Origin of the sequence: Nocardiopsis sp. NPDC058631, from assembly GCF_042716955.1 — a bacterium.
GTDB lineage: Bacteria > Actinomycetota > Actinomycetes > Streptosporangiales > Streptosporangiaceae > Nocardiopsis.
Genome location: NZ_JBHXQY010000149.1, coordinates 1 through 10,450, shown reverse-complemented (window position 1 = coordinate 10,450; position 10,450 = coordinate 1). Strand labels below are relative to the sequence as shown.

Sequence of the window (10,450 nt, the reverse complement as noted above, 5' to 3'; positions counted from 1 at the left end):
GGGGGGTGGGCCGCGCCCTGTTTTCCGGGGGGGGGGGGGGGCCCGCCCCGGGGGGGGGCGGCCCCCCGGGGCCGCCCCCCGTGGGTCGACGGGGCCGGGTTCCTCAGGACGCCGGATCGCTCAGCAGGGTCTCGACACGCTCCTCCAGAGAGCGTGCGGCGTCGAGGTCCTTCGCGATCGCGCAGTAGGTCACCCGGCCCGTGACCGCCGCGTAGTCGGCGGTGACCACGATGCCCAGCCCCGAGCGCGGGTCGTAGCCGAGTCCCGCGTCGGCGAGCCTGCGGAGCGCCTCGGTGAAGGAGGGGACGGCCCACCGCCCCGCGCGCTCCAAGAACACGCGGTCGTCCCGGCGCTCCCGGCCGACGACCCGGTCGACCAGGTTGACGTGCAGGTGTGTGGAGGCCGTGAGCCTGCCGTTGACCTCGGTGAAGAGGAGTTCGCCGTCCGGGGTCCGGATGGCGTCCGCGCACAGGGTCCCCCGGTACCCCATCACCCGGAAGGGCTCGCACGCGCGGCGGCCGATCTCGACCAGTTCCGCGACCTCCCCCGGCCGGACGGACTGGGGAGGGATGACCTCGCCGGTGGCCACGGGCTCCATCAGAATCTCCCCGGCCCCGCGGAACACACAGCCGTCGTCCTCGGCGACGAACTCCGCGTAGACCGTCGTGGAGTCGGGGAAGTAGCGCTCGATGATCAGGCTGTGGCCCCTGTGCCCCGTGAGCCATTCCCAACGGTCGGAGACGTACCCCTGCACGGCCTCCCGGTCGGCGAGGACGACCACGCTCCCCGCCCCCGCCGCACGGACGCCGTCGGTCCTGCTGAGGATCTCGTTGCCCAGGCCGCCCCCGGAGAACTGCTGCTTGACCATCACGACGGCCCCGTCGGCCAGCAGGGACTCGATCGCGGACTCCGCGTGCTCGGTCCGGTCCGTGATCACCCCGGGCGCGATGGGGATGCCGTTTCCCGCGGCCACCGCGCGAAACACCGCCTTGCTGTTGACCAGCGCGTCCCCGCCCTGGGCGCTGAAGGCGTGCCCCGGCAGGGCGTCCTCCACGCCGACCGCCGAGGCCATGGCCGTCACGGCGAGGTCGCTGTAGGTGCAGATGATCCGGTCGACGGGCCGGTCCGCGAGGGTCTTCGCCAGGTCCCGGAGGAAGACCGGGTCGACCAGGCGGTCGGCGGTGAGGATGTCGGGTCCGAAACGGCCGGGGGGAGGGATCACGAACCGCAGGGTCGAGGCACGGGTCCCCGTCAGCCCGGTCACGTGGTCCATGAAGTCCGGGCCCGGGGGAGAGGGCAGCACCAGCACGTCGCCGTCCTCGGCGTACCACAGCATGCGTTGCGCGCCGAGCCCGAAGGCCCGCCTCTTCTCCACGGGAATCCTGCCGATGTCACCGACCATTTCCTCGGGAACGTTGACAATGATCAGGGTGGCCATGGAATTCTCCTCTTCCGGGGTCTTCTCACAACCGGGAAAGGCGCGCCCCGGTTCGGCGGAAAGTATGTGCGCAGGTCCGGGTCAGGGCCGCATATCCTGCTCCGCCTCTTCGGGGGAACGATTTCTGGAACGCCGTGGGACCACGCGGAGAATCAGGGCGGCCACTCCCAGGGCGGTCAGGCAGGCGGCGGAGGCGAGCAGGGTGGCCTGCGCACCGACCATGAGGACGAGCGGAGCCCCCGCCATGGCGCCGAGCGGGACCGCGACCCCGGTGACCGCGCCGCGGGCGGCCAGTACCTGCGGGAGGGCGGCCGCGGGCGCGGACCCCTGGAAGAGGGCCGTCGTGGTCGAGGGGAACGGGCCCCAGAAGAGCCCGCACACACCGAAGGAGATCCAGGAGACGGCCACGGGCAGGCCGAGCCCGAGCGGTGCCAGCGCGAGGCCGAACCCCAGGACGATGCAGATCGTGGTGGGCATCAGGGGCAGGTTCCGCAGGTAGCCGGTGAGGAGCGCACCCACGACGGCGCCGATGCCGAAGGCCGTGTAGAAGCCCGCGAGGGTGGCCGCCGAGGCTTCCAGGTCCTCCACGACGTACAGGGGGATCGCCACGCTCGACGGGCCGAAGAAGAGGAAGAAGCCGAACGAGAGCGCCAGCAGCCCCAGGAGCACGGGGTCGCGCGCGATGGCCCTGAAGCCCTCGGAACGGGACGCCCCGGCCCTGACCCCGCCCTGGTCGGGGTCGCGGGGGATCGCGAACCGGTAGGTCGCGGCGAGGACGGCGAAGGAGAGCGCGACGAGGGCCAGGACGTACTCGGGCCCTCCCCTGGCGATGACGATCGCGGCGAGGAGCGGGCCGATGACCGTGGACAGCTCCAGCATCACGTTGACGACGGAGTTCCCGGCCAGGTGGTCCTTCTTGTCGAGGAGCTCGGAGAGCATCGTGTAACGGCCGGCCTTGCCCCAGGCGCTCAGGACCGAGGACAGGCCCAGCAGCACGACGTACAGCAGGATGCTCAGCGAGCCCAGCGCGTGGACCAGGGGGATCAGCGCCAGCGCGCCGGCGCGGAGGAGGGCGTCCCAGCCGGCCAGCTGGGCGCCGCTGCGGCCGTTCATCAGCCCGCCGAGAAGGAAGGCGCCCACCGCCCCGGGCAGGGTGTACGCCGCGACGGCGGCGGCCACCCAGGCCGCGCGGTGGTCCGCGGGGGCCAGCTCCATGGCCAGCCAGCTCACGGCGATGGAGCTCATCCCGCCGCCGAGCGCGGACACGCCGATGCCGGGGAGGACGCGTCGGAGGAGGGGATGGGTGAGCACGGGCCAGTAGGGGGACCTCGTGACCGCTCGTACCACCAGAGACTTCATGGGCGTCCTCGGAATCCCCTTCTCGCTGTACGGCGGCGGACCGCGAACTCCTCCGCGCCCAAAGGGCCGGGGCGGCGAAGATGGAATGCCGCCCCGACCCGGACCGTTGATCATTCCGCGTTTTCGCGGAGGAAGAAGGCGTGTTCTAGTACGGCATCTTCATCGTGTCGTCCTCCCAACGATTCCGGGACGCCGCACCCGTGGTGCGACGTGAAGAATATAAGTCTCCCAGGACCCCGTGACAAGGGCCCCTCCTTTTTTCGGGAACGGCGACGAGTGGCGGATGATCATTTACCCGGGCAATTCAGGCGCCGAATCTCCAGGTCACGCACCGGCACATCCGCGGGCGCCGCGTCGGAGTATCCCGAAAAGGTGTTGCCGGACAGGCCGCGGCCGGTCCATGGTGAACCGGCAGAGGGGGCGCCGTCCGAGGGTGCTTCCCACCACGGAGGAACAGCATGTCCACCCTGAGGGTCACCGCCGAGCGCCTCACGATCCACCCGCACCCCGACGCCGACGCACTGGAACTCGCCCAGGTGGGACTGTTCCGGGCGGTCGTGGCGAAGGGGGCCTACCGGACCGGTGACTGGGCGGTCTACGTCCCCGAGAACGCCCTGCTGCCCGACGCCCTCATCGACGAGCTGGGGCTCACGGGCAGGCTCGCGGGCTCCAAACGCAACAGGGTGAAGGCCATCCGCCTGCGGGGTGAGCTGTCACAGGGCATCGTCTGCCGCCCCGGGCTGCTGGCGGACGTCGACCTGGCGGCGGCGCACGGCACGGGCACCGACTTCGCCGCAGACCTCGGCATCACCAAGTGGGTGCCGGAGGTACCCCTGCACATGAGCGGCGATTTCGCGCCCGCGCCCGCCCTGATGCGGTGGATCGAGGTGGAGAACGTCAAGCGCTACCCCGACGCCTTCGTCCCGGGGGAGCGGGTCGTGGCGACGGAGAAGATCCACGGAACCGCGTGCCTGTTCACCCTGGTCGCGGAGTCGGGGGAGGAGTTCGTCTCGTCCAAGGGCTCGGGCGCGCGCCAGCTGGGACTGAAGTTCGCCGAGGACAACCTGTACTGGCGGGCGGTGGCCGCACACGGTGTGGCGAAGGCGGCGCGCGAGGTGGCCGAGCGGTTCGGGGCGGCCCGTGTGGGCGTGTTCGGGGAGGTGTTCGGCTCGGGGGTCCAGGACCTGGGGTACGGCGAGACCGGCCGCAGCGCGACCCCCGGCTACGCGGTGTTCGACATCGCCCTGGACGTCGGAGGGGGCCGCACCTGGGTCGACGCGGTCGACCTTCCGGAGCTCCTGGAGTCGGTGGGCCTGCGGGCGGCGCCGCAGCTCTACGACGGCCCCTACGACGAGTCCGTGCTCCTGGCGGCCGCGCAGGGTCCGGAGACCTTGAGCGGGGCCGCACTGCACCTGCGTGAGGGCCTCGTCGTCCGACCGGCGCGCGAGCGGGGATCCGAGGTCCTGCGGGGGAGGGCGATCGCGAAGTTCGTGTCCGACGCCTACCTGACGCGCAAGGGCGGAACGGAGTACGAGTAGCCCACCGGGTCCCACCGCACCCGGCGTGCCCCTCGGTCCGGGCCCTCGGCGGAGCCGGGGCGCCCGGTCGGAGGGGCGGGCCGCCGCACAGCCGGGGGCGCACCCGCCCCCGGTGGCGGTGCGCGTGCGGTCCGCAGGTCAGGCGGAGGCGGTCGGGGCCGGTGCCGCACCGGGGGCGGGCTCCGCCTCCGGCTCCCCGTCCTTGCGCGGCGTCACGGTCTCCAGGTCGACCCCCAGGTCCCGGATCGCGCGCACGGACGAATCGGAGAGCCGGTCGTCGGTGATCACCGACGCGAAGCTCGTGAGCGCGGCGACCTTGAAGGTGCCGAAGGCGCCGTACTTGTCCGCGCCGGCGACGAGCACCGAGGCGGAGGCCGCCGCCATGGCCGCGCGCTTGACCGCCACCTTCGCCCGTGACGGCGTGGTCGACCCCCTGCCGAGGTCCCAGGAGCTGGTCGAGACGAAGGCGACGTCGATGTTGAACTCGGAGATGGTGGCCGCCGCGATGTCACCCACGGAGGAGCGGTTCTCGCGGTCGACCTGCCCGCCGATGAGGAAGAGCGTCACGTCGGGGTGGTCGGTGAGGGAGGCCGCGGTGGTGATGTCGTTCGTGATGACGGTGAGGCCGGTGACGCTCCACAGCGACGGCACGAGGTGTCCCAGGGTCGTCCCCGCGTCCAGGTAGATCGTCTGCCCCTCGCTCACCAGGGTGGCCGCCGCGCGTGCCATCGCCCGCTTCTCGTCCACGTCCACGCGCGACTTGTCCCGGTAGGACGGCTCCGAACGCACCTGGGAGACCAGTTCGACACCGCCGGGAACAGAGCGGACCCGCCCCTCCTCCTCCAGTGTCATGATGTCGCGACGCACCGTCATGTGCGAGACGTCGAGGATGTCGCACAGCTCCTTCACGCTCAGCACTCCCGTGCCGCGCAGCTCTCGCAGGAGCAGGTCACGCCGTTGCGCCGGAATCATCGTCCTCCTTAGGGGCCCACCCAGAGGAACCATGGTACCGATAGTTACCAGATGATCTGAAGCGTGAAAATTGTTGACTCATATGTTCCGTGGGTGTTAAATATGGCGAGTTGCCTTCGCGGCCTGCGCATACGCGCCCCTCGCGAGGCGAAAGAAGGAGAAACCATGCAAGGCACCGACACCACCGCCACACCTCCGCCACCCGTGCGCTACGCCCTCACCGGGGCGCGGGGCGGTTTCGCGCGCACACTGCTCGCCCAGACACTGCGGATGGACCGCCTGCACCCCTCGGTGCTGTGCGACCTGGACGCCGAGGGGACGGTCGCACTGTGCGCCGAACTCGGCTACGCCCCCGACGACCTCAGGGTGTGCACCGGTCCGGACGAGGTGTCCGCGCTGGCCGACGGCCAGATCGCCGTCATCGCCGACGCGGACCTCCTCGCCGGGGCCGACTACGACGTGCTCGTCGAGGCCACCGGCAGCCCGGAGGCGGGGGCCGCGGCCGCGCGGACCGCCATCGAGGCGGGCCACCACGTGGTGATGGTCTCCAAGGAGGTCGACTCGGTCGCCGGGGTCTTCCTCGCCGACGCCGCCAGGGCCCGGGGCGTCGTGTACACGCCCGGGATCGGCGACCAGCCCGCCAACCTCATCGAGTGGTACGAGCGCGCCCGCCTCCTCGGGCTCGACGTCGTCGCGATCGGCAAGTCCGGTGAGTACGACCTGGTGTTCGACCCCTCAACGGGGCGTGTGCGCCAACTCGACCAGGAGATCGACGCCCCCGAACTGGCGGACCTGCTGACCCTGGGGGAGGACGTGCCCGCCACGCTCGCCGCGCGCGCCCGGGCCGTCGACCGCCTCCAGCGCTCGGCGGCGGCCGACTACTGCGAGATGGGCGTCGTCGCGAACAACACGGGCCTCGTCCCGGACGTGGAGGCACTGCACTACCCGGTCGCCCGGGTCGCCGAACTGGCCGACGTCTACTCCCTCGCCGACGACGGGGGCATCCTCGGCGGCCCCGGCGCCGTGGACGTCTTCAGCGTGCTCCGCCTGCCCGAGGAGGCCTCCTTCGCCGGAGGGGTCTTCGTCGTCGTCCGCACCGGGGACCCCGTCTCCTGGGGCCTCCTCGCGCAGAAGGGCCACGTGGTCTCCCGCTCGGGACGCTACGCCTGCCTCTACCTGCCCTACCACCTCATGGGTGTCGAGACCCCCCTGAGCCTGCTCGACGCCGTCGACCGCCGCCGCCCGGTGACCACACGCCACCCGGCCCCGCACACGATCCTCGCCGGGCGGGCCGAGGGGCACCTCGCCAGGGGTACCCGGCTCGACATGGGCGGGCACCACCACGACGTCCGGGGCGTGGCCCCCGTCCTGCTGGACGCCGCGCAGGCGCCCGAGGACGTGGCGCCGCTGTACCTGGCCGCCCACACCACGCTCGCCCGCGACGTCGCCGCCGGAGAACTCGTCCGCCTCGACGACCTGGCGGACCCCAGCGCCTCCCTCCTGGACGCCTGGCGTCACACACGCACCCACCTGTGAACGTTAGGACCCAGTGACATGTCGGACATCTACATCCTGCTGGCGTTCGTCGCCGCCATCGCCGTCCTCGTGCTGTTCATCGCGCGGTTCAAGGTCCACCCCGTGGCCACGCTGTTCATCGTGGTCGTGGCCCTGGGCATCGTCCTGGGCATGGGCGGTACCGGGACCATCGAACTCGTCACGACCGGCTTCGGGAACACCCTCGCCAGTGTCGGTCTGCTCATCATCTTCGGCTGCGTCCTCGGCAAGATGCTCGAACTGAGCGGCGCAGCCCTGAAGATCACCGAATCCGCCCTCAGCCTGTTCTCCAGGAACAAGGTGCCCTGGGCGATCGCCCTCGCGTCGACCGTCCTCGGCATCCCCCTCATCGCCGACACCGCCGTCGTCATGCTCATCCCGATCGTCTCCGCCCTCGCCTACCGCACGGGCATCTCGATGATGAAGCTCGGCCCGATCCTGTACCTCGGCGCCTACGTCATGACCTCGGTGGTCCCTCCCGGCCCCGGTCCGCTCGCCTCGGCGTCCCTGCTCGGCGTCGGCATGGGCGAGGCCATCCTCTACGGCCTCATGGTCGGGGTCCCCGGCGTGATCACCGCGACGATCTACCTGTCGCGGACCAAGACGCACGTGCCGCCCAAGCCGGAGTTCGTCGAGCACCTGGTGGGCGGCCCGGACGCACCCGCCCCCACAGGTGGGGGCGCCGGCTCCGCCACGGGCACCGGTTCCGGCGGCACGGACGCCGCCGCGACCTCCGTCGAGGACGGCGCACCGCACCGGGTCGGCCTGGCGGGCTCACTGCTGCCCATCCTGGCCCCCATCCTCCTCATCGTCTTCGCCTCGCTGGCGGGCCCCGCCCTCCCGGAGGGGGCGTGGGCCACCGACGCCGTCCTGTTCGTCGGTGAGCCGACGATGGCGCTGTTCATCGCGTGTGTGCTGGCCCTGCCGCTGTTCCGCGGACGCTGGCGCGACAAGTCCACCCTGAACGACCTGTTCGAGGCCGGACTGAAGGTCGCCGCGATGCCCCTGGCGCTGACCGGCGTCGGCGGCGCCCTCGCCACCATCATCAGGGAGACGGGGGTGGCCGAGAACATCGCGACCACCATCGAGAGCACCGGGCTGTCCCCGGTGATCATCCCGTTCCTCATCGCCGCTGCGGTGTGCACCATCACCGGTTCCAACATCCTCGGCGTCATGACCTCGGCGGCCATCATGCAGCCGCTGCTGCCCGCGCTCGGCCTCGAACCGCTCGTGGTGTACCTGGCCTGCGCGACCGGGGCCCAGATCATGAAGCACGCGAACTCCTCCGGCTTCTGGGTCACCACGACGCTGTCCAACATGACGGTGGGCCAGGGCATCCGCTCCATCGGCGTCGCCTCGGTCATCTCCGGCGTCACCGGCTTCCTCGTCCTCAACATCATGATCGCGACCGGCGTCGTCTAGCACCACCCGCACGGGGCCGGTCCCTGGCACGCGGCCGTCCGGCTACGGTGCCCGGGACCGGCCCCGACCACCTGACAACCTACGGAGAACCCATGGCGACCCTCGGCGCGATCGCCGACGATCTCACCGGCGCGACCGACGTCGCGCTCGCCCTCACGTCCGCCGGCTACCGGACCACCGTCGTGCTGGGCGCGGACGCGCCCCACGACGGGGACACCGCCGACGGCGCCGACGCCCTCGTCGTCGCCCTGAAGTCGCGCACCATGCCCGTCGACGAGGCGGTCGCGGTCTCACTGCGCGCCCTCGCGCGTCTGCGGAGCGCGGGGTGCGAACGCTTCTACGTCAAGTACTGCTCGACGTTCGACTCCACCCCGGCGGGCAACATCGGCCCGGTCGCCGAGGCGGTCCTCGACGCCCTCGGAGAGCCGGTCACCGTGGTCGCGCCCGCCTTCCCCGCCAACGGGCGCACCGTCTACCGGGGCCACCTCTTCGTGGGGGACGACCCCCTCGACGAGTCCCCGATGCGCCACCACCCGCTCACGCCCATGACCGACTCGAACCTCCTGCGCCTGCTCGCCCCGCAGGTCGGCGGAGGGGAGGCCGACGTCGCCCTGGTGTCCTGGCCGACCGTGGCCCGGGGACCCGAAGCAGTGCGCGAGGCCATCGGGCGGGCGGCCGGGGCCGGGGCCCGGTTCGTGGTCGTCGACGCCCTGACCGACGCCGACCTCGCCACCCTCGCCCGCGCGACGGAGGACCTGCGGCTGCTCACCGGCGGCAGTGCCCTCGCCCAGGAGCTCACGGGCCCGCGGACCTGCGGGCGCACGCCGCTCACCCTCCCCGACGGTCCGCGCGTCGTGCTCTCCGGCAGTGCCTCGCGGGCCACCCAGGGCCAGGTCCGCCACGCACTCGCGGTCGGAGGGGGACACCAGCTGCGCCCCGCCGACCTGCGGGAGGACTTCGAGGCGGCCGTGTCCGGCGCGGTGGCCCCCGCGCTGGAGGCCGGGGACACCCCCTTCGTCGTGTACGCGACCGCGTCCCCCGAGGACGTCGTCGACACCGCCGACGCCCCGCTCATCGAGGAGGCACTGGCCGAGATCGCCGAGCGCCTGGTGGCCGCGGGAACCAGGTCGCTCCTCGTGGCGGGCGGCGAGACCAGCGGGGCCGTCGTGCAGCGCCTCGGGGTGGCCTCCCTGGCGCTGGGACCCGAGGTCGACCCCGGCGTCGCGTGGATGCTCGGACAGCGCGACGGCCAGGACATCCACCTCATGCTCAAGTCCGGGAACTTCGGCCGCGAGGACCTCTTCGTCCGCGCCTGGGAGGCAGACCGGTGAACCGCGAATCACGCGAGGCCGCACGGCAACTGTGCGAGGCGGGGCGCCGCGCCGTCGACCTGGGGCTGAGCCCCGGAGCCTCCGGCAACGTGTCCGTGCGCGTGGGGGCCCACACCCTCATGAGCCCCACCGGGGTCTCCCTCCGGGACCTGGACCCCGAGGATCTGGCCGTCCTGGACCGGGCGGGGGAGCACCTCTCCGGACCGCCGCCCTCCAAGGAGTATCCGCTCCACCTGGCGATGTACAGGCGGGTCGGGGACGCCCGCGCCGTCGTCCACCTGCACTCGCCCCACGCGACCGCGGCCTCCTGCCTACCCGCCTGGTCGGCCTCGTCCGCGCTCCCGCCGGTCACGCCCTACCTCGTCATGCGGGTCGGTCAGGCGCCCCTGGTTCCGTACGCGGCTCCGGGCAGCGAACGGCTCGCCCTGAACCTCTCCGACCTGCCCGGCACCTTCCGTGCCGCCCTGCTCGCCAACCACGGTTCGCTCGTGGCGGCGGCGGATCCGGCGGCCGCCCTGGACGGCGCCGTCGAACTGGAGGAGGCCTCGCGCATCGTCGTCTCGCTCCGGGGGAGCGGGTACTCCGTCCTGTCGGCGGAGGACGTGCGCGAACTGACCGGGCGCTACGGGACCACGTGGGAGCTGTGACCGGGCACCCGTCCTCGCACCCGTCCTCCACGACAGGGGGCTGAGGGCGCGGTTCGCCCCGCACGGGGGGCCGGGCTCCGACCGGTCCGAGGAACGGAATGACGGCGCCCTCGCCGAGCCCCGCCTGCGCGCACCCGAACGGCCCAGGGGTGCCTTCGGTAGATGCCCCACTCCGTCCGAAGGGCCAGT

The 10,450-nt window shown here is 72.2% G+C and carries 8 protein-coding genes; 5 read left to right on the top strand and 3 right to left on the bottom strand.

What is annotated here, in order from left to right:
• Positions 1–103: 103 nt before the first annotated feature.
• Entirely contained in the window at positions 104–1,438 is a 1,335-nt protein-coding gene (locus ACFWTE_RS28630; RefSeq protein WP_378783034.1) for a peptide ligase PGM1-related protein, read from the bottom strand.
• Positions 1,439–1,519: 81 nt separating this feature from the next.
• On the bottom strand, positions 1,520–2,797 hold the full coding sequence (locus tag ACFWTE_RS28625) for an MFS transporter (RefSeq protein WP_378783033.1): 1,278 nt from the start codon (positions 2,795–2,797) through the stop codon (positions 1,520–1,522).
• Positions 2,798–3,255: 458 nt separating this feature from the next.
• On the opposite strand from ACFWTE_RS28625, the gene ACFWTE_RS28620 reads away from it, so the two are divergent.
• The gene (locus tag ACFWTE_RS28620; protein WP_378783032.1) at positions 3,256–4,335 is read left to right on the top strand and encodes an RNA ligase (ATP); all 1,080 of its coding nucleotides are present in this window, start codon (positions 3,256–3,258) and stop codon (positions 4,333–4,335) included.
• Positions 4,336–4,473: 138 nt separating this feature from the next.
• On the opposite strand, the gene ACFWTE_RS28615 is transcribed toward ACFWTE_RS28620, so the two are convergent.
• Entirely contained in the window at positions 4,474–5,307 is an 834-nt protein-coding gene (locus ACFWTE_RS28615) for a DeoR/GlpR family DNA-binding transcription regulator (protein WP_378783031.1), read from the bottom strand.
• 165 nt (positions 5,308–5,472) lie between these two features.
• Here ACFWTE_RS28615 and ACFWTE_RS28610 point away from each other — a divergent pair, with 165 nt between their 5' ends.
• From ACFWTE_RS28610 to ACFWTE_RS28595, 4 genes are all read left to right on the top strand, one after another.
• Positions 5,473–6,843 carry a homoserine dehydrogenase gene (locus ACFWTE_RS28610; protein WP_378783030.1) on the top strand — a complete coding sequence of 457 codons (1,371 nt, stop codon included), beginning with the start codon at positions 5,473–5,475 and terminating at the stop codon, positions 6,841–6,843.
• A gap of 18 nt (positions 6,844–6,861) precedes the next feature.
• On the top strand, positions 6,862–8,283 hold the full coding sequence (locus tag ACFWTE_RS28605) for a GntP family permease (RefSeq protein ID WP_378783029.1): 1,422 nt from the start codon (positions 6,862–6,864) through the stop codon (positions 8,281–8,283).
• A gap of 92 nt (positions 8,284–8,375) precedes the next feature.
• The gene (gene otnK, locus ACFWTE_RS28600; protein ID WP_378783028.1) at positions 8,376–9,614 is read left to right on the top strand and encodes a 3-oxo-tetronate kinase; all 1,239 of its coding nucleotides are present in this window, start codon (positions 8,376–8,378) and stop codon (positions 9,612–9,614) included.
• Entirely contained in the window at positions 9,611–10,261 is a 651-nt protein-coding gene (locus tag ACFWTE_RS28595; RefSeq protein WP_378783027.1) for a class II aldolase/adducin family protein, read from the top strand. Before otnK ends, ACFWTE_RS28595 begins: the two co-directional genes overlap by 4 nt.
• Positions 10,262–10,450: the final 189 nt, after the last annotated feature.

Bases quoted from the DNA above. Each gene is read 5' to 3' on its own strand.
- ACFWTE_RS28615 (WP_378783031.1), bottom strand. From the start codon at position 5,307: ATGATTCCGGCGCAACGGCGTGACCTGCTCCTGCGAGAGCTGCGCGGC.
- ACFWTE_RS28605 (WP_378783029.1), top strand. From the start codon at position 6,862: ATGTCGGACATCTACATCCTGCTGGCGTTCGTCGCCGCCATCGCCGTC.
- ACFWTE_RS28610 (WP_378783030.1), top strand. From the start codon at position 5,473: ATGCAAGGCACCGACACCACCGCCACACCTCCGCCACCCGTGCGCTAC.
- ACFWTE_RS28620 (WP_378783032.1), top strand. From the start codon at position 3,256: ATGTCCACCCTGAGGGTCACCGCCGAGCGCCTCACGATCCACCCGCAC.
- otnK (WP_378783028.1), top strand. From the start codon at position 8,376: ATGGCGACCCTCGGCGCGATCGCCGACGATCTCACCGGCGCGACCGAC.
- ACFWTE_RS28630 (WP_378783034.1), bottom strand. From the start codon at position 1,438: ATGGCCACCCTGATCATTGTCAACGTTCCCGAGGAAATGGTCGGTGAC.
- ACFWTE_RS28625 (WP_378783033.1), bottom strand. From the start codon at position 2,797: ATGAAGTCTCTGGTGGTACGAGCGGTCACGAGGTCCCCCTACTGGCCC.